We start from the raw sequence: 19,614 nt of genomic DNA, 5'->3' as shown, positions 1-19,614 counted from the left end.
AATCGTGATTTAAAATTTAATGCATTATTCTATAGGACTAGCGGTATTTCACCTATAAAACGATAAATGTATCGAAGAAATGAGTTTCTATAATAGTGTTATTCAGTTATTACTAATTTAGTACTTTTTGAGAAAGTTTGAGGGACATATGCCATTGTTAGGAAACTGCATAATATTTTTAGAAACTGGTTTTTTAAAAAGATACAAACCTACAGATGAAGGGTATAACACTCTATTTAATTACGCTAAGAATGGGGGCGTTATTTTATGTACATCTAGTTTATGTCTAGAAGAATGGCGGACAATAAAAATAATGGATTTAGTAAATAACCTAAATACATTAAGACACAAAATATCTTCACATCGAGGTACAAATTATTTCTCTCAATTATTACTGAATTCAATTATATTTGAGGAGTTTGATGATATTGCTTATCTTTCCGAAAGAAGTAAAAACGTTGTCCAAGAGTTTCTAGAAAAGAACAATATAAAAGATTACCCACCATTAGAAAAACACATTGACTTGACTTGGGATGCTTATTTTCACGGGAGACCACCCTTCAAGGATAGAAAAAATCGTCAAGATATTCCTGATGCATGGATATATGAGGCGGCTAAGAACGTTTTAGAGACACCAGAACATGAAGGGTATGAATTTCGATATGCTTTGTCAAATGATAATACTATGTCAAAGGCTCTTCAAAGCTTGGGCTATCATCCTATAACGCTTGAGGAACTGCTTGATATATTGCATAAAGAAGAAGCTGGGATATCTCAACCAGAAATAGAACTAGTTACTCAAGAATTAGAATTAAATGTGCAGGCGGATAATGATAACGTTGAAAATAACCCGCTTGATAGACTTCTTGCAAAAGCAATTTATAAACAAGATAGTGAAATTTATTTGCGGCTATTGGGTTATTTAGTAGCATTTGATACTCCAACACATGACGTACTCTTTCAGATGGTAAGTTCGAAGGGGTACAACCTTAAACGAGTAGAGGCATGTGCAGTAATGCTTTCAGGAGAACCCAATCCCTATATTAAAGATCTCGGAACGCATTACATCGTCGGAGATAAAGAAGTTTGTCATGCTGCTAGTGAAAGAGTAATGGATGAAATCATTGGAATGTTGGAGCAAGCGTAATCATGGATCTTAAACAAAAAAAGAAAATTATTAGTTTTCTTATTACTAAGGCAAATAAAGACCCGCGTGCTCTTATTGCAATTGAAAGCGAGCTTAAAAAAGCTGATGGAGAGTTAAAGTCGAGCATTGAGTTCGATGTTATATCAGAACAAATTGCAATCCTAAAGATTATAGCCCGGCTCTTTCCTAAAGAGGTTGTATCAATATATCTTGAATTACTTCCTCGCTTAAATTCCATTGAGTTAAATTATACAGAAATCCCTAATATTTCATTAGATTATTTAAAAAGCATATACACTAAGGAAAAATTAATCATTCAAATATTTAATGCCTTAGAAACTGTGCGTTATCATGACATTGAAAAAATTCTAAATATTCTTTTTGAATATACTATTCATGAAGATGAAGAGGTTAGGAAACAAGCAACTAGAGGGCTTGAAGCTATTGCTCAATATAATTTAGAAGTCTTTTCTGGTGATGGAAAAGAGTTTCATGGTTTAGGATGGTGGCCACAAGTAAAAACTGTTGAAAAAATTCAATCTTTTTCTAAAGAGGAAACGAAAATATATTTAAATACTATTTTTTCGTGTATTCAAAAAATTCTATCTCCTTCAATTGAAGGAGCTTCGTGGGGATACGATACTGTCACACTTAAAACAGCATCTGTACCTCCAGAAGAAGGACTAATCAGATTACGGCAGAGTGCTTTAATACTTTTAAAAGAAATTTACTTTGAACTAGCTCATCCTGAGACCAAAAAAAAATTATTGGATGTGATGCTAACAGCTACAAGGTTTTCTAGTGCCTCCCAGCGAACCAAACAAATAGAACAAATGATAATAGATAATACAACGTTTGTTCTTCAATTTATGAGTGATTGTATTGTTGAATCAGAAGACCTCCAAGTACTACAGACTATAGAGCATAATGCCTACTGGCTTTATTATCATTTAGGGAGCTTGAGTCCCGATATAAAAAAAACCGCATTAGTAGTCAAAAAGAAACTGGATGATAATGAAGAATTTCAAATTTTTCGTGTACTCATTGGGTTTGAAAGTATTTTTCATGACTGGGAAGGAGAACGGAAAAAAGAGCATTTTGAACAGGAAAGAAAAATAAGGGAAGAAAAGATTATTGAGCTTGTTCGAGATATTGATGACCAAAATTATGTAGTCTGGAAAGGCCGAATTTTTCAATATGCTGCTATTCGCTCAAATGATATGGCGACCTTTCCTTATTTTGGGAAGTTCTTAGAGTGTTTGGGAAAAGAATCGTCTGAAATCGCGATACAACTGCTATCAGAGTTTCCCGAAGAGCTTGAATGGTTTATTGTTCCAATTCTACGAGGAGTTGAGCAAAGCCCTAAAAAGAATGTGCTTTCTAGTCTTATTTCCTCTTGGATTAGAGATGGTGTTTTTTTTCTTGCTATTGCAAGGTTCTTGCAATTTACCACCAACTTTAAACTATCGACTTTAAAAAAATTATTTGATAAAGCTAAGCTATCAGAAAATACTCATCTTTTAAGTCAAATAATTGCTACTTCAGCTGCACAACATAAAAACAGTGATAATAAACTCATTAGTAAGGTTATGATACCTACCATTGAGAAATGCACAGAACTACGCTACCCAAATTGGATATTTGATCTGTGGTTCAGTAAAGAGTATGTCAGTGTATTCGATAAAATGGATGCAGGTAACTATGATATTGTTTTAACAAATCTACTTTGGCTAAAAAAAATTGGTCATGAAGCTGAAGAGATCTTATTACCCATTGCTGAACAGGTACCTCGAAGGATAGTGCAATTTTTCTGTGATCGCATCATTCTCCCTCAGGAAAAGTCTGACGATAGATTTGAGGCTCTTCCATTTCAATTTAGCTCGCTTTCTGAGCCTCTGTCTAAGGTTCCAGAGCAGATAATTGAATTGATTCTATCTTATAAGAAATTTGACGATAGATTGTTTACTTATAATGCTGCGAGGCTGTTAAATTTAATTTTTCCAAAACTTGAAGAACAACCTGTTTTTGAAAAATCGCTGATTCAGCTTGTGAATTCGGGTGATGATCTTACGCTCTTTTTTATTGCCGATATATTACGTGGTTATGATGGTAATAAATCCATATATCCAATATGCAAAGAGTTGATCAAGGTTGCGAATAACAACGAGGATTTACTTAATGCTGTAGCCATTGCTTTGCAATCAACGGGAGTTGTTGAGGGTGCAGAAGGTTTTATATACATCTATGAAGAAAGAATGAAAGAAATCGAAATGTGGTTAGAGGAACAAAATCGTGATGTGATTCTTTTCGCTAAAAATTACCTAGCATCACTTAAGAGGCAAATTGAGGCAGAAAAACAACGTACATCAGAGGATGAAGCGCTGAGAAGACATCAATATGGTTTGGACGATGAGCAAAAATAATATTGAATAGTTGTGAGTTGTTGCTATTTGTTATTTCTAAGTGCCCCATGAGTGTCCCTCAGAGGTCTTCAAATTTTTAGAACTACTCGTAACTACTTGATTTTATTGGTGGGCCCACTAGGACTTGAACCTAGGACCAACGGATTATGAGTCCGCTGCTCTAACCAACTGAGCTATGGGCCCGCCAGGGGTGTCATTTTAATGGGTTATGGGGTTGATTGCTAGAGGTTTTTGGTTATTTTTGTCGTATAGCTTATTTTTTGTTGTTTTTTTACGGAGCTCTTGGCATTGTCCAACCTTGGGGAATACCTTTTCGGAGTCAGCATTAAAGCGAAGAACTAGCAAGTTTAATAGAATTGTTGGGCCTTGCGGCCCAGCCTACATTATGCGGAAATTTTAATCGTCGCCTTCCAAGAAGCTTCTTAATTTTTCCGAGCGCGAGGGGTGGCGTAGCTTTCTTAGAGCTTTTGCTTCGATTTGGCGAATGCGTTCGCGGGTTACGTCGAATTGCTTGCCTACTTCCTCTAACGTGTGGTCGGTGTTCATTTCGATACCGAAGCGCATGCGAAGGACTTTGGCTTCTCTTGGCGTTAGCGTTTCTAGAATTTCAAGGGTAGCTTCCCTTAATCCTTCCGCTGTAGCCCGGTCAATTGGTGATTCTATGTTGCTGTCTTCTATGAAATCACCTAAATGAGAGTCGTCATCGTCGCCTACGGGAGTTTCCATAGAGATGGGCTCTTTGGCAATTTTTAAGACTTTGCGAATCTTGTCTTCGCTGAGTTCCATTTTTTCTGCTAATTCTTCAGGGGTCGCTTCGCGGCCTGTTTCTTGCAGAATTTGTCGGGAAATACGATTGAGCTTATTGATTGTCTCAATCATGTGTACAGGAATACGAATGGTTCTGGCTTGGTCAGCAATGGAGCGGGTAATTGCTTGGCGAATCCACCAGGTGGCATATGTTGAAAACTTATAACCACGACGGTATTCAAATTTATCAACCGCTTTCATGAGACCAATGTTTCCTTCCTGAATAAGATCCAGGAACTGTAAACCACGGTTGGTATATTTTTTGGCAATAGAAATTACTAAGCGAAGATTCGCTTCTACCATCTCTTTTTTAGCACGACGTGCTTTGGCTTCGCCAATCGACATTTTGCGGTTAATGTCTTTAATCTCAGAAATAGAAAGCCCAAACTCTTCTTCAAAAGCAACTAATCGTTTTTGCAAACGTTTAATTTCTTCTGCATATTCGTTAATACGGGTTAAATCTAATTTTTTCCCTTGTTTGGCAATTAAAGTGTCAAGCCAATCTGTATCTGTTTCTTGACCTGGGAAAGTATCAATGAATAATTTTCTGGGAATGCGTGCTTTCTCAATGCAAAGACGCATAATATTGCGTTCAAATTCCCGTATGTGGTTTCTTAGTTGACGAAAATGCCGGGTCAATTTATCGACTTCTCTTGAAGTTAATTTTAACTTTAAGAAAGAGTCCGACATAGTATCTAAAAGCTCTACCGTTTTTTTAGAAGTACGTCCGTGCGCTTTTAATGCAGACATTGCACTTTCAAAGTTTACTCGTAGTTCGTCAAAATAAACTTTCGCTTGCTCTGGATTAGGACCCTCATCGACTTCAGTGATGCCGCCTTCGCCGTCTTCACTATCGTCTTCCAATAAGTCTTCAGCGCTAGTAGCGATTGCCTCTTCGTCTTCTTCCAGCATGGAGCCAATATTAGAAGCAGGGGCCTCATCTTCACCATCTGCAAAACCACTGATAATTTCACTTAAACGGGTTTCTTCTGCTAAGACGCGGTCGTAATCTTCTAAAACGATTTGCACGGTTTCAGGGTAATGGGCTAAAGCTTTAAGAACTTGATAAATACCTTCTTCAATACGCTTCGCAATGCGGATTTCGCCTTCACGGGTTAATAATTCCACAGTACCCATTTCCCGCATATACATACGTACAGGATCGGTTGTTCTACCTGTTTCTTTGTCTACAGAGGCCAAGACGGCAGCTGCTTCTTCAACGTCTTCAGGTGCTTCTTCGGTAGTCCCTAATAAAGCCAGCTCGTCTTCGCTAGGCGGCTGCTCGAAAACTTTGATATTCATGCCTTCCAGCATGCTAATAATCACGTCAAAGTGTTCGGTATCGACGATATTAGGTAAGAGGTCGTTAATTTGGGCATAGGTTAAATAATTTTGATCTTTACCTAAGCTAATCACCTTAGTGATCTGCGAGCGTTGCTGTTCTTGGTCATTCATGGTCATAGGCATTATCACGGCGTATATCTTGCAAAATGATTTGATTATAAACTGGGTTAGTGAAACTTGCCAGTTTTTACCCTTTTTTATTAACAAATTGTATAAATTTGTTGCTATTTTACTTCTGTATTGCTGTGGCGTTTTTTTAACATATCTTGCAATTCAATACGCTCGGTATCGTTTAACCCTTGCAGTCTTGCCTTGGTCAATAGTTGTTGTATCTGCTCATCCCGCTGTTGTTTTTCTAAAAAAAAGAGCGTATCGATAAACTCTTTTACAAGGGCGTCCTCAGGGACTTGGTGATCCCAAAAAGCGAGCTTTGTTATTGCCTCAAACAATGGTGAGTCACGCCAAGACTCAACAAGTTTAGCTGTATTAATGCCAGGATTTTCGCTTATTTGTTGCAGTAACTGATGTAAAATCGGGTGGTTATTCTGCTTAAGGAAATCTGGGTACAGCTTATTTTTACTATCACTAACAATCTCGGGATGTTGCAAAAGAAGTGCTATAGCAACGCGTATAGGAGAGCGCGTTATATTTACACCCGAATCGCTTAGTTTATCTAATTTTTTATCGCTCAACAATTGATTTAATCGATGATGATCCATCCGCGTATAACGTGTTAATTCATCTAACAATAATTGTTTGTAAGAACCCTCTGGTATTTTCTGCAAAAAAGGTTTAGCTGTATTAATCAATTGAGTTTTGCCAGAAATTGTAGTTATATCAAATCCCTGCATTAAGGTACTCAATAAATATTGGTGTAAAGGCAGAGCAGTGTTTAAACGGGCCAAAAATTTTTCTTTGCCTTCTTCTCTTATCATGCTATCCGGATCCTGGCCTTCTGGTAAAAAGATAAAATTAATTTCTATCCCTGAATTTAAATACGGAAGAGAGCTTTCTAATGCTCGCCAAGCGGCACTTCTTCCTGCTTTATCCCCGTCGAAGCAAAAAATTAGTTTTTTAGTATGTTTACTTAATAATTGAATATGGTAAGTGCTAGTAGCGGTACCTAAGGTGGCTACGCAATTAGTAATTCCAAATTGCGCAAGAGCTATGACATCCATATAGCCTTCTACCACCAAAATAAAGTCAATGGGATTTTCCTGTTGGATCGCTTGATAAAGGCCATATAATTCGCGATTTTTTTGAAAAATTATAGTTTCGGGAGAATTTAAATATTTTGGTTTATCATTGGGATGTATGCTACGCCCCCCAAAACCAATAATACGCCCATGACGATCATGGATGGGATACATTACGCGGTTACGGTAACGATCATACGCGGAGCCGTTTTCTTTAGGGACGAGCATTCCTGTGGCAATTAATTCTTGCTTGTATGTTTTTAATTCATTTTCTAAAAATTGCCATCCAGGTGGGGCATAGCCCAGATGGTAGGTGCGGGCGATTTCTCCACTCACTTGCCTATTTTTAAGATAAGTAATGGCTTCCGCTCCGGCATGTTTTAAAGTTTTTTGATAAAGTAGGGAAACGCGCTCAAGCAGTTGATAATAAGTAATATTTTTTTTAACAGTATCCTTATGACCCGAACGCGGTACTTGTAACCCTAAACGCTCTGCCAAATTTTCAATGGCGTCCACAAAACTTAAATGCAGATAGTTCATGGCAAAGCTAATCGCGTTACCGCTCGCCCCACACCCAAAGCAATGATAAAACTGTTTTTTAGCGACTACGTTAAAAGAGGGAGTTTTCTCATTATGAAAAGGGCAGCAAGCAAGATGGCTATTTCCTCTTTTTTTCAATGGAACGTAGCTGTCGATTAGTTCAACAATATCTGTGCGGCTTAATAGATCATCGATAAACGGCTGCGGGATCAAACCGGTCATAGGAGGCCGCTCATTGGTTTAAGAAATGGAAAGCTGACTTAATTTTGCTTTGATTAATGCACTTACTTTTGCCATATCTGCACGCCCTTGTAATTTGGGCTTCAATTCTGCCATTACTTTACCCATATCACTCATTTGTTTGGCGGCAGAAGAGAGAATGGCCTCTTCAATTAATTGGTTTATTTCTTCTTCAGATAGCGGCTCAGGGAGGTATGCTTTAATTATGTCGAGCTCGAATTGTTCTTGAGCGACTAAATCATCACGCCCAGCGGCTTTAAATTGGGTAAGAGATTCATTACGTTGTTTAGCCATTTTGTCTAAAATGACTAACATGCGCGTATCATCGACTTCAATACGTTCATCAACTTCAATTTGCTTGATTGCAGCAGTAATAAGACGCAATGCTTCCAATTTTTTCTTGTCTTTGGCACGCATTGCATCTTTTAAATCGTTGTTGATACGTTCTTTGATAGTCATAATTATTTACGACGGTGTTTCACAGGTCTTTTAGCAGAAGTATCACGAGATAATTTCTTAAGATGACGCTTAACAGCAGCAGCTTGTTTACGTTTACGTTCAGCAGTGGGTTTTTCATAAAACTCACGACGGCGTAATTCAGTTAAAATACCTGCTTTTTCACAAGAACGCTTAAAGCGACGTAATGCGTATTCTGGATTTTCGCCTTCTTTCACGCGAACGGTAGGCATGCAATAGTTCCTCTTAATATATTTATAACAATAGGTGGGCAATTGTAGTGCTGGAAGAAACAATCGTCAAGTTTATTCGTTAGTTTATTGAGCGAATAAAAAATCACCCTCATAGTGGACTGTGTGAGTGAAAATTGGGTAGCTTGGTTGCTTGCCAACCAGGTTTATTTTAGGCTTGGTTGGTTATAAAACCTGGTTACAAACAATCAGGCTACAATTCTATTAGCTCTTCAGTAATAGAAGCGAGTTACAGTATAATTGATCCTTTATTTTTTAGCGGGGTACTTGTGCGCGTATTGGGAATAGAGACTTCTTGTGATGAAACAGGCGTCGCGGTATATGATTCGGAGCAGGGGTTACTTGCTAACGCACTTTATTCACAGATCGCTTTACATAAACAGTTTGGGGGGGTTGTACCGGAGTTGGCCTCCAGGGATCATGTTAAGTATTTAATTCCTCTGGTTGATGAAGTGCTTAATCAGGCAGGTATTACAAAAAGTGATATCGATGCCATTGCTTATACCGCAGGGCCTGGGTTAATCGGTGCTCTATTAACGGGTGCAAGTTTTGCGAAAGCTTTAGCGTATGCTTTAAATATCCCGGCAATAGCTACGCATCATTTAGAAGCACATTTGCTGGCCGCACAAATTAATTTTCCTGAAATTCGCTTCCCTTTTTTAGTCTTGCTGGTTTCCGGTGGCCATACGCAATTGTTAGCCGCACACTCTTTAGGCAATTATTCCTTACTAGGAGATACTTTAGATGATGCGGTAGGGGAGGCTTTCGATAAAACGGCAAAAGTAATGGGGTTTGAGTATCCCGGTGGTCCCAAACTGGCAGCAATGGCAGATGAGTACACTGCAACGAACCCTGTCGTTATTCCTGCATTCCCAAGACCTATGACAGATAGACCGGGTTTGGATTTTAGTTTCAGCGGCTTAAAAACACATGCACTGAATGCATGGAATAATAGTCTTAAAAATAAGGACGCGCAGGTAGCTATAGCCAAGGCGTTCCAGGATGCCGTGATTGCCACACTGCTTATAAAGTGTAAACGCGCTATTGAACAAGAAGGAATTAATACGCTAATAGTGGCCGGTGGAGTCGGCGCAAATCGTGCATTGCGAGCCTCACTGGAAAAAGAAATGAAACATTTAGGCGGTCACGTATTTTTTCCCCGCATTGAATTCTGTACAGATAATGGGGCAATGGTTGCTTATGCAGGTTGCTTACATTTATTGCAAAACAAAAAAGATCAGAACTTAAGCATTCAAGTAAAGGCCCGTTGGCCTTTATCTTAAGTGCTTTTCTTGACGCGTCTAGGTGCTCTTTTGGCGCGTGTTTTTTTTGGGGTTACTATCGCAGGCTCATCGAGATGAGTAACTTCCTCCGCAATTTCAATGGGTTCTGGATTTTTTAAAGAACCATGCCGACGAAAAACAATTTTAGATTCTGTACCATCTATCAGGCGGGTGATGTTATTTCGGTGTTTAAATAGAACAAAAACCGTAATGAAAAAGAGGGGGCTGAAGACATAAAGTCCTTTAAAAATATAAATAGAATAAAAAGGCATGAAAATTACCGATACAATGGAAGCAAAAGAAGAGTAACGGGTAAAATTAGCAATAATAAGCCAGGTAGCAATGACCATAACACCTAATATAAAATTAAGTGCCAATAATCCGCCTAAAGTAGTCGCAACGCCTTTCCCTCCCTTAAAATCAAAAAAGACAGGATACATATGGCCAAATACGGCGGCAAAGCATGTGCAGGCTTGAATAAACTCGTTTGCTCCAATTAATTTAGCCAGTAGGACAGGTAGCAAACCTTTTAATAAATCTGCTAAAAGAACAATAACGGCATATTTTTTCCCTGCTAAACGCAATACGTTAGTGGCTCCAGGATTTTGTGAACCCTCTAAACGGGGATCTGGGAGGGCAAAGATTTTACTTACAATAACGGCGGAGCATACGGAGCCTACGAGATAACCTACCAATACGCAAACAATAAGTGCTACCCAGACCATTCTTTTCTCCAATTTTTTTTATTATCTGAAAATATACCCAAGATACTTCCGCATTTTGAAGTAATTGAGTATAAAGTAAATTGGGAAAATTTTCCTAGTCGGGCAAAAATAATGCCTGGAGGTCGTTAGTGAATTTTCTTCCAAGTTTAGTTACTTGCCAGTGCGTTTCCCGGCAATCAATTAAACCTTTCACTTTCGCCTGGTTTAATTTGCTAAACAGCTCGCTGAAGTCCCCTCCCGTGGTTGCTGTAAATAATTCATTAGCGATAGGGTTTTCTAAACGAGTAGTATTGAGCATGAACTCAAATAGCAAATTTTCTTTATCTATTTTTTCGCAGTGAGTTAAAAAAGGCTTGTCTTTAGAAAGGTAATCTCTTGGTATACGATGTTTTTGCGTGCGATACACTTTCCTGTCCTTTGTAATTTTTCCATGAGCTCCTGCCCCGATTCCTAAATAATCACCAAATTGCCAATAGTTAAGATTATGCGAAGCATGCTTTTGCGGTTTGCAAAAAGCAGAAATTTCATAACGTGTGTAATCATGCTCTTTTAATAAAGAGAAACCTTCTTCTTCCAAGTGAAAGGTCAGTTCTTCTTCTGGAAGGGGTGGCGCTGTCTTATAGAAAACTGTATTGGGCTCTAGGGTGAGTTGATACCAGGAAATATGCTCTGGTTGATGACGAATGGCAGTTCTTAAATCGGCTATCCCCTCGGCTTGGGTTTGATGGGGAAGACTGTGCATTATATCTAAATTAATATTTGTAAATCCTGCTTTTCTGGCGCTCTCAATTGCTTTATGCGCTTGGGTATCATCATGAATGCGACCCAAGGCTTTTAAATGCTTGGCATGAAAACTTTGAATTCCCAAAGAAAGGCGATTAATTCCTAATTCGCGATAATTCTGGAAACGTTTTTGCTCTACGGTTCCCGGATTGGCTTCTAACGTAATCTCCGTGCCTGCAGGGATAGTTACTATTTTATTTAACTCTAAAAATAACTGATGGTATGCTTCGCCAGATAATAAGCTCGGTGTACCTCCGCCTATAAAAATGGTATTAATGGTGGGCTTATTGAGCGTAAAGTGTTCCAAATCATGTCTTAAATCAGCAACTAATGCAGCCACATATTCCATCTCCGGTAATTGCGAAGGGCTTTTATGCGAGTTAAAGTCACAATAAGGACATTTTTGAATACACCAGGGAATATGAATATAAAGTGACAAGGGAATCATGAATGTAAAAACAAGACTGGTTTGTTAGATAAAGGTAATATACCATAAGTTACAAAAGTTGAGGATAAAATATGAACAATAGAGTACGCGTTGCAGTAACCGGGGCGGCAGGTCAAATTGGCTATGCCTTGTTATTCCGAATTGCTTCAGGACAAATGTTTGGACCTGAGACCGATGTGGAATTGCATTTAATTGAACTAGAGCAAACAATGCCTGTTTTGGAAGGCGTTGCCATGGAATTAGACGATTGTGCTTTTCCACTGTTGAAACGCGTAGTTTGTACTTCTGACCTGAAAACGGGAATGGATGGGGTAAATTGGGCTTTATTAGTGGGGTCTGTGCCTCGCAAACAAGGCATGGAACGCTCTGATCTCTTACAAATTAATGGTGGTATTTTCATTAATCAAGGACGAGCTATTAATGATTTCGCTAGTGATGATGTGCGTGTATTTGTAGTGGGTAACCCTTGCAATACCAATTGTTTAATTGCCAAGCACCATGCTAAAGATGTTCCAGATGATCGATTCTATGCGATGACTACACTAGATGAATTACGCGCACGCACGCAATTAGCAAAAAAAGCGGGAGTAGATGTTACCTGCGTTACCCAAATGACTGTTTGGGGAAATCATTCTTCTACGCAATTCCCTGATTTTTATAATACTAAAATCAATGGTATTTCAGCAGCTAAAGTTATAGATGATGAAGACTGGTTAAGAAATACCTTTGTTCCTATGATTCAACAACGTGGTGCAGCTGTGATTAAAGCCCGCGGATCTTCTTCTGCTGCCTCCGCCGCCAATGGTGTTGTAGTAGGCGTAAATCATTTAGTGAAAGATACAGTACCTGGCGAATCGTTTTCTGTTTCCCTTTGCTCGAAAGGAGAATATGGCGTTGATGAAGGATTAATTTTCTCCTTCCCTTGCCGTCGAGAGCATGGATTAGTACGTAATATTGGTCTTGAGCATGGTGTAGTGAATGTTATTGAAGGTTTGGAATTTAATGATTATAGCCGTGGTAAGTTTGAAGAAACTTTGAATGAGTTGCGTCAAGAAAGAGATATGGTTAAATCATTGGGATTATTGGATTAATTTAGACTAATAGGTCGGGCCTCTAGGCCCAACCTATTAAAGCCCATCCTTCTTGTACATTTTCTTCAAGCGGAGTAAAAACGCCTTCATAAGCATTTTTCAATTCATTTATTTGTTCTTCTAAAATCCCTGAAACTACTAATAGTCCCCCTGGTTTTAATAGTTCTTTCAAACGAAAACGCAGTTCAATGAGTGGTCCTAGTAAGATATTTGCCAGAATTAAATCTACCGGTTTCTTTAATTCATCTGGTTTGCCTATGAATAATGAATCACATAATAAGTTATTTGATTGAGCGTTATTTTCAGTGGCAATTAATGCTTGGGGGTCAATATCTACGGCATATACTTTTTTAGCGTGCAACTTTAGAGCTGCTAGAGCTAAAATACCTGAACCGCACCCATAATCAATAACCTCTAATTCCTTTACAGAGTGATTACCTAGCCATTTTAAGCATAAGGCGGTAGTTTGATGATTGCCTGTGCCAAACGCTAGTCCCGGATCCAATATAAGATTAGTAGCGTTAGGATCAGGAGGTGCGGTCCAGGAAGGACAAACCCATAAATGGTCGCCAAATTGCAAAGGTTTAAAATCTACCAGACAAGTACGTTCCCAATCTTGCTCCTGAATTTCTTTAATGACCATTTCAGGATGTTCTGATTGTTGCTCAATCATCTGTTGGGCGAATTGTGCCTGGTGGATATCCTCAAAGAGTGCATTGATAACCACCTCAGGCCAAAGTGGCGAGGTGCCTAACTCCGGTTCTAGAATTGGGTGATCATGCTTGTCTGTCATGGTAATGGAAAGAGCCCCCAAGGACTCTAAAAGAGCACAAAGGGGTTCGGCGTGGGATTCAGGGGAGCTAACTTGAAGTTCAAACATTCGATTCCTTTAACATTTTTTCCAGGTAATGGATGTTTGTTCCACCCTCCATAAATGCTTTGTCGTGCATTATGCGTTGATGTAATTCAATATTGGTTTTAATCCCATCCACAATAATTTCATCAAGGGCATTGCGCATTCTACAGAGGGCTTCCTCACGTGTTTCCCCGTAACTAATCAGTTTTCCAATCATGGAATCGTAATTCGGAGGAACTGTATAACTGCTATAAATGTGAGAGTCAAAACGAATGCCAGGCCCACCGGGTTGATGTAATAACTTTATCGTTCCTGGTGAGGGCATAAATGTTCGCGCATCTTCAGCATTAATACGGCATTCAATCGCATGACCTCGCAAATTGACATCACTTTGTTTGTAATCAAAAGGCATACCACTGGCCACTTTAATTTGGGCTTTAATGAGATCGAACCCAGTAATCATTTCGGTAACCGGGTGTTCTACTTGTATACGGGTATTCATTTCTATGAAATAAAAGCATCCGTCTTGATATAAAAACTCAAAAGTTCCTGCACCACGGTATTGTAGCTCTTTACATGCTTGAACCACTCTTTCACCGATTTCTTGACGCAACTTAGTGGAAATACCGGGCGCTGGAGCTTCTTCCACCACTTTTTGATGACGGCGTTGCATGGAGCAATCACGTTCGCCAAGATGAATGGCATTACCATGGCCATCGCCAAGGACTTGAAACTCAATGTGTCTGGGATTTTCTAAAAATTTTTCCATGTAAACTATGGGATTATTAAACGCAGCTTTCGCCTCACTACGGGTGAGGGCAATTGCATTAAGTAGGTTGGATTCAGTGTGCACTACGCGCATGCCGCGTCCACCACCTCCGCCAGCTGCTTTAATAATAACGGGGTAGCCAATTTCTTTTCCTAATTTTAAATTTAATGCGTCATCTTCTGATAAAGGGCCATCAGAACCCGGTACGCAAGGAACCCCGGCTTTTTTCATAGCGGCAATGGCAGAAACTTTATCGCCCATTAAACGGATAGTCTCACCCCGCGGGCCAATAAATACAAAACCACTTTGCTCTACAATATCGGCAAAGTCTGCATTTTCAGAAAGAAAACCATACCCCGGATGAATAGCTACGGCATCCGTAATTTCTGCTGCAGAAATAATTGCAGGGATATTTAAATAGCTTTTTTGGGAGGGGGCAGGGCCTATGCAAACGGTTTCATCAGCAAGACGGACATGTAATAAATCTTTATCTACATCAGAATGTACGGCAACCGTTTGAATGCCCATTTCTTTACAAGCACGCAAAATACGTAAAGCAATTTCGCCGCGATTAGCAATAACTATTTTACTAAACATAACGGCCCCTAGTCTTGTATGACAAATAAAGGCTGATCATATTCAACAGGCTCGCCATTGTTTACCAAAATGGCAGAAATAGTTCCAGCACGATCGGCTTCAATTTCATTGAACATTTTCATCGCTTCAATGATACACAAGGTATCACCAACTTTTACTTTTTGACCGACTGTCACAAAAGGCGCTGCTTCTGGTGAAGGGGAGGTATACATAGTTCCCACCATAGGCGCTTTGACTTTATGGCCTGGAATTTGTTTTTCCTGCGGTTTACTTTCTGTTACATGAGCAGGGGTGGCTACGTGAGGGTGTGCTGGTGCAGAAACGGGAACATGATGAGCCACGACACGTGGGTGGGCTGGTTCGTTCGTGGTATAACGGCTCAAACGTAAAGACTCTTCTCCTTCTTTAATTTCAATTTCCGAAATTCCGGTTTCATCTAATAACTCAATGAGTTTTTTAATTTTGCGAATATCCATTGATAATGACTCTCTTTAACTAAAATGAAATGGCTAATAACGCCAACAAATATCCATTTGTTCCAAAACCGCTAATTACACCTTGCGCAATATCTGAAAAAAAGGATTTATGGCGAAAGACTTCTCGTGCATGAATGTTACTGATATGCACTTCAAAAAAAGGAATTTGAACGGCTAATAAAGCATCACGTAAAGCAATACTTGTATGCGTGTATGCTGCGGGATTAATGATAATGTAATCTACTTTATCAATCGCTGCCTGATGAACGATTTCAACTAACTCCCCTTCATAATTACTTTGTTTAGCAAAGAGCTCGAAACCTAGCTCCCGGGCTTTACTGTTTAATTGGCGATTTACGTCATCTAATGTAGTCGAACCGTACACATTGGGCTGACGTGTTCCAAGCAAATTAAGGTTAGGGCCATGCAAAACCAATATTTTTTTCATTGAAGAAGAAATTATTCAAACTTGGAGCAATTTTGCCTTATTTCAATATTTATGTCTACATGTAAGAGGATATCGGCAAGATCACTGCAAGTTTTCCACTAAGTTTGTTAGAAATTGAATTTACCATCCGCTTTGTGGATGAAGGTATTTGCTTCTGGATTTTTTATAAACTCGCTAATTTTTGCACAAAAGAGTATCATAAACGCCTATTTGGCAGCTGAATTTTTATTCTTAGGAGTAAAAAATGATACATTACTTATTCTTTTTTTTAGGATTGCTGTGGCTTCCTTTTGCCGCCTTTTCGGCGCAACCTTTAGCTTTAGATAAAACGAATTTGGCAACTATTCAAAAAAGCTTTCAAATAGTAATGCCCGCTGCCAAACAAAATACCATGACGGTAAAAAGCATTGCTTCGAAAGACAGTCTTAAATATTTAAAGGAAAATAAAGATAAAAATAACGTAATTCATGTTCGCATGCACCAAGAGTATGCTAATTTCCCTGTGTATGGAGGGTATGCAATATTTCATAGCAAAGACAAGAGCATAATGGATGCTGGAAATACAAAAATGACCGGCATACTCTACAAAGGATTAGAGTCTGACTTAGGTTCTCCCAAGTTAAGTTTTCTTAAAAATACTACACTCGCTTTGGAAAAATTTAAGGCCAAACATGGGAATGGTAAAATTATCAAAGAAGCGGTTACTCCAATTGTATATATAGATGAGCAAGGAAAAGGCCATTGGGCTTATAAAGTAAGTTTAATGATATTGTCAGACTATGCTATCCCTGAAAAACCTACCGCAATACTTAATGCAAAGAACTTCCTTCCTTTTGTTGAGTGGAACGACATGAAGACGGCTACCTCCCTCGTGACAGGGCAGGGCTATGGCGGAAATAGTCTTAACCGAAAAGTACATTATGGTGTAAATGCTCCTTTTTTACTTCTTTCACGTGATAACAATAGCGCAACTTGTTATATGGAAAACAAAAACGTAAAAGTAGTAGATATGAAGCATGAGTATGAAGCGCCTAATCTAGCTATGAAGTTTAATTGCAACCCTGTCGTTCAAAACAATCGCCAGGTATTTTGGACGGGCTATAAAGGCGACGGTTATGACTTTGAAAATGGTGCTTATTCCCCAACAAATGATGCTTTATATGCCGGCCAAGTAATTAATCAAATGTATCTGGAATGGTTTAAACAATATCCTTTAATGAGAAACAATGCACCTATGAAGTTGGTTATGCGGGTTCATTTTGGCCAAGGATATGAGAATGCCTTTTGGGATGGGGAGGAAATGACATTCGGGGACGGCGATGCAATGACGTATCCGCTTGTTTCCATTGGTATTGGTGCTCATGAAATTAGCCATGGATTTACTGAACAGCATTCTAATCTTCAATACTATGGACAATCTGGCGCTATTAACGAAGCATTTTCTGATATGGCGGCGCAAGCAGCTGAATTTTATGCTTTGAAAAATAACAGCTGGAAAATTGGAAATGATATTTTTAAAAAGGAGAGCGGGTATTCTGCTATTCGCTTTATGGATCAACCCAGTTTAGACGGCAAGTCCATTGATAATGCATCTCAATACTATCCCGGCCTGGATGTGCATTTTGCTAGTGGTGTTTATAACCGTTTTTTTTATTTGCTAGCACATCAACCCGACTGGGATACGAAAAAAGCGTTTAATGTAATGGTATTGGCCAATATGAATTATTGGACTCCCTATACCACATTTGAGCAAGGAGCTTGTGGAATTTTACAAGCAGCGAAAGATCTGGGATACCCTGAACAGCCCATTAAAGAGTCGTTGCAGGAAGTGGCTATTAATTATCAGGAAACCTGTATTGAGGGAGCGTAAATTATTAAGTTTAAAATTAGTACTAAAATAGCTAGTATAGGATGAATTGATGATAGGACGATAAATGGTTTCAACCAATCGGGCGGTTTCTCTCATTACCTATAATATTCATAAAGGTTTCGGTGTAGGTAAAGTACGTTTTCTACTTCCTGAGATGCGTGATGCTATTGCTCATTTAAATCCTGATTTTGTTTTTTTGCAGGAAGTCCAGGGCGAACATAGAAAACGCGAAAAAAGAATTGATGCGTGGCCTAATTCTCCGCAATTTGAATACATTGCAGAGAATATTTGGCCGCATTATGTTTATGCAAAAAATGCAGTCTACCAGTCAGGTCACCACGGTAATGCGATTCTCAGTAAATATCCTTTTGAAAGGTTCGAAAATATTAATTTATCCACAATGCACCGTGCTTCCCGTGGAATCTTGCATACGCAGTTGCTCCTGGATGATGGACAAACCAAAATTCATTTATTGTGTGTACATTTAGGATTATTCAAAGCAGAAAGAAAAGAGCAGTGCAAAACATTAATGAACCGGCTCAGTGAAGCAGTGCCCGAGCATGAACCACTTTTAATGGCCGGTGACTTTAACGATTGGCGCATGCTTTTATCTAAACCATTAGAACATGAACTAGGAATTCAAGAAGCTTTTTTTTCGGTTGAGGGACAACATGCCAAATCTTTTCCTGCGCTTCGTCCTGCTTTGTGCGTTGACCGGGTTTATTTTAGAGGGATGGAAGTAAGCGAAGTGCAATGTCTGCAGGGGAAACCCTGGAGGACTTTGTCGGATCATGTGCCTTTATTTGCGCGTTTTTCTTTAATTTAAAAAGAAGGCGGCCAAGCCGCCTTTTTTTATTCCATATCTGGATTATATTCACCTAAGCAAGCAAGGCTATTTAATCTAGCCCGGTTTAGTAATACTGCTTGTGCTCTTTCAGCATTACTTTCCTGGCCTTTCCAAATTTGTAGGCATTCTTCTTGTAATGCTCGTCCATAAGAGAAGCTCAAATTCCAGGGTTGGTATCCTAAGCAATTAATCGCATTTAAATTCTCAGCTGCTTGTTGAGGGGTTTGCCCGCCTGACAAGAAGTTAATAGTAGGAACAGAAGCAGGTACATGATTACGAAAAACGCTAATAGTGAATTCAGCAATTTCTTCTGGTGAACTGAATGGTTTGTAATTCTTACCGCAAGTTACCATGCTGGGCTTCAAAACAATTAATTCAAGATCTACTTGATGTACGTAAAGAGCGTTAAAAAGCTCGTGTAAAACCATCTCGGTTGCTTCTGCGCAATGCTCAATACTGTGATCACCATCGATTAAAACTTCAGGCTCAACAATTGGAACAATACCGACTGATTGGCACGTGGTGGCATAGCGTGCCAACATTTCAGCACCTGCTTTCATCGCGGTGAGGCTCGGAGTAAAGTCTGAAATAGAGTAAACATTACGCCACTTGGCAAATTTTGCTCCTTGCTCTTTATAATGAACTAAACGCTCATATAGGCCATCCAGACCCTGGGTTACTTTCTCATCTTCAGTATTAGGGAGGGAAACGAGTCCTTTGTCTACCTTAATGCCAGGTAATATTCCTTTGCGAGTAAAGATTTCAGCGATGGGAGTTCCTGACTTATCTTTGTTTTGAAAGGTTTCTTCAAATAAGATAACTCCATTGATGTATTTTTCTAAATCCTTGGTGTTAGCTAGCAGTAAACGATAGTTTTTTCTATTTTCTTCATTATTTTCGAGATTAATAGAGGCAAAACGTTTTCCAATAGTATTGGTACTCTCATCCGCTGCTAAAATTCCTTTACCTTCTTGTAAAAGGTGATCAATGGTGGCTGATAACTCTTCATAGTTCATT

At 39.0% G+C, this 19,614-nt stretch carries 16 protein-coding genes, 1 tRNA gene and 1 pseudogene; 6 read left to right on the top strand and 12 right to left on the bottom strand.

The annotated features are described in order from the left end of the window. The first annotated feature begins 148 nt into the window (after window positions 1-148). Both EL206_RS02195 and EL206_RS02190 read left to right on the top strand, forming a co-directional pair. Entirely contained in the window at window positions 149-1,147 is a 999-nt protein-coding gene (locus EL206_RS02195; protein ID WP_058461130.1) for a PIN domain-containing protein, read from the top strand. A 2-nt stretch (window positions 1,148-1,149) separates the two neighbouring features. After that, complete coding sequence (locus EL206_RS02190) at window positions 1,150-3,570, top strand: hypothetical protein (protein ID WP_058461131.1); 2,421 nt, start codon at window positions 1,150-1,152, stop codon at window positions 3,568-3,570. 106 nt (window positions 3,571-3,676) lie between these two features. On the opposite strand, the gene EL206_RS02185 is transcribed toward EL206_RS02190, so the two are convergent. The 5 genes from EL206_RS02185 to rpsU all read right to left on the bottom strand — a co-directional run bounded on the left by EL206_RS02185 (window position 3,677) and on the right by rpsU (window position 8,386). Continuing rightward, window positions 3,677-3,753 (bottom strand) — tRNA-Ile (locus EL206_RS02185). A 213-nt stretch (window positions 3,754-3,966) separates the two neighbouring features. Continuing rightward, on the bottom strand, window positions 3,967-5,838 hold the full coding sequence (gene rpoD / locus EL206_RS02180) for an RNA polymerase sigma factor RpoD (RefSeq protein ID WP_058462319.1): 1,872 nt from the start codon (window positions 5,836-5,838) through the stop codon (window positions 3,967-3,969). A 107-nt stretch (window positions 5,839-5,945) separates the two neighbouring features. Continuing rightward, window positions 5,946-7,679 carry a DNA primase gene (gene dnaG / locus EL206_RS02175; RefSeq protein ID WP_058461132.1) on the bottom strand — a complete coding sequence of 578 codons (1,734 nt, stop codon included), beginning with the start codon at window positions 7,677-7,679 and terminating at the stop codon, window positions 5,946-5,948. 18 nt (window positions 7,680-7,697) lie between these two features. Then, window positions 7,698-8,156 (bottom strand): GatB/YqeY domain-containing protein, encoded by a 459-nt coding sequence (locus tag EL206_RS02170; protein WP_058461133.1) that lies wholly within the window; start codon window positions 8,154-8,156, stop codon window positions 7,698-7,700. 2 nt (window positions 8,157-8,158) lie between these two features. Then, the gene (gene rpsU / locus EL206_RS02165) at window positions 8,159-8,386 is read right to left on the bottom strand and encodes a 30S ribosomal protein S21 (RefSeq protein WP_058461134.1); all 228 of its coding nucleotides are present in this window, start codon (window positions 8,384-8,386) and stop codon (window positions 8,159-8,161) included. Between the two features lie 287 nt (window positions 8,387-8,673). Between rpsU and tsaD the strand changes: the two genes are divergently transcribed. Then, window positions 8,674-9,687, top strand: a complete 1,014-nt coding sequence (gene tsaD, locus EL206_RS02160) for a tRNA (adenosine(37)-N6)-threonylcarbamoyltransferase complex transferase subunit TsaD (RefSeq protein ID WP_058462320.1) — start codon at window positions 8,674-8,676, stop codon at window positions 9,685-9,687. A gap of 140 nt (window positions 9,688-9,827) precedes the next feature. Here the strand turns inward: tsaD and plsY are convergent. Together plsY and hemW are read right to left on the bottom strand one after the other, a co-directional pair. Then, window positions 9,828-10,412: pseudogene (gene plsY, locus EL206_RS02155) on the bottom strand (glycerol-3-phosphate 1-O-acyltransferase PlsY); the annotation flags it as partial. Window positions 10,413-10,506: 94 nt separating this feature from the next. Continuing rightward, window positions 10,507-11,643, bottom strand: a complete 1,137-nt coding sequence (gene hemW, locus EL206_RS02150; protein ID WP_058461135.1) for a radical SAM family heme chaperone HemW — start codon at window positions 11,641-11,643, stop codon at window positions 10,507-10,509. 71 nt (window positions 11,644-11,714) lie between these two features. Here hemW and EL206_RS02145 point away from each other — a divergent pair, with 71 nt between their 5' ends. Further along, a complete protein-coding gene (locus EL206_RS02145) occupies window positions 11,715-12,734 on the top strand; it encodes a malate dehydrogenase (protein WP_058461136.1) in 1,020 nt (339 codons plus the stop codon). Between the two features lie 22 nt (window positions 12,735-12,756). On the opposite strand, the gene prmA is transcribed toward EL206_RS02145, so the two are convergent. From prmA to aroQ, 4 genes are read right to left on the bottom strand one after another with little or no spacing between them, the layout of a single operon-like run. Continuing rightward, window positions 12,757-13,614: a 50S ribosomal protein L11 methyltransferase gene (gene prmA, locus EL206_RS02140; protein WP_058461137.1), complete on the bottom strand. Its 858-nt coding sequence runs from the start codon at window positions 13,612-13,614 to the stop codon at window positions 12,757-12,759. Continuing rightward, window positions 13,607-14,956 (bottom strand): acetyl-CoA carboxylase biotin carboxylase subunit, encoded by a 1,350-nt coding sequence (accC, locus tag EL206_RS02135; RefSeq protein WP_058461138.1) that lies wholly within the window; start codon window positions 14,954-14,956, stop codon window positions 13,607-13,609. Before accC ends, prmA begins: the two co-directional genes overlap by 8 nt. Before the next feature lie 8 nt (window positions 14,957-14,964). Continuing rightward, window positions 14,965-15,432, bottom strand: a complete 468-nt coding sequence (gene accB / locus EL206_RS02130) for an acetyl-CoA carboxylase biotin carboxyl carrier protein (RefSeq protein WP_058461139.1) — start codon at window positions 15,430-15,432, stop codon at window positions 14,965-14,967. 19 nt (window positions 15,433-15,451) lie between these two features. Continuing rightward, window positions 15,452-15,880, bottom strand: a complete 429-nt coding sequence (gene aroQ, locus EL206_RS02125) for a type II 3-dehydroquinate dehydratase (RefSeq protein ID WP_058461140.1) — start codon at window positions 15,878-15,880, stop codon at window positions 15,452-15,454. 244 nt (window positions 15,881-16,124) lie between these two features. On the opposite strand from aroQ, the gene EL206_RS02120 reads away from it, so the two are divergent. Both EL206_RS02120 and EL206_RS02115 read left to right on the top strand, forming a co-directional pair. After that, window positions 16,125-17,750: a M4 family metallopeptidase gene (locus EL206_RS02120; RefSeq protein WP_058461141.1), complete on the top strand. Its 1,626-nt coding sequence runs from the start codon at window positions 16,125-16,127 to the stop codon at window positions 17,748-17,750. A 64-nt stretch (window positions 17,751-17,814) separates the two neighbouring features. After that, window positions 17,815-18,576 (top strand): endonuclease/exonuclease/phosphatase family protein, encoded by a 762-nt coding sequence (locus EL206_RS02115; RefSeq protein ID WP_058461142.1) that lies wholly within the window; start codon window positions 17,815-17,817, stop codon window positions 18,574-18,576. 26 nt (window positions 18,577-18,602) lie between these two features. Here the strand turns inward: EL206_RS02115 and EL206_RS02110 are convergent, their stop codons facing one another. Beyond that, a complete protein-coding gene (locus EL206_RS02110) occupies window positions 18,603-19,613 on the bottom strand; it encodes a class I fructose-bisphosphate aldolase (RefSeq protein WP_058461143.1) in 1,011 nt (336 codons plus the stop codon). Window position 19,614: the final 1 nt, after the last annotated feature.

Origin of the sequence: Legionella adelaidensis (genome assembly GCF_900637865.1) — a bacterium.
GTDB classification, from domain to species: domain Bacteria; phylum Pseudomonadota; class Gammaproteobacteria; order Legionellales; family Legionellaceae; genus Legionella_A; species Legionella_A adelaidensis.
Note: the sequence above shows the minus strand (reverse complement) of the source record. Positions and strands in the feature narration are given on the sequence as shown.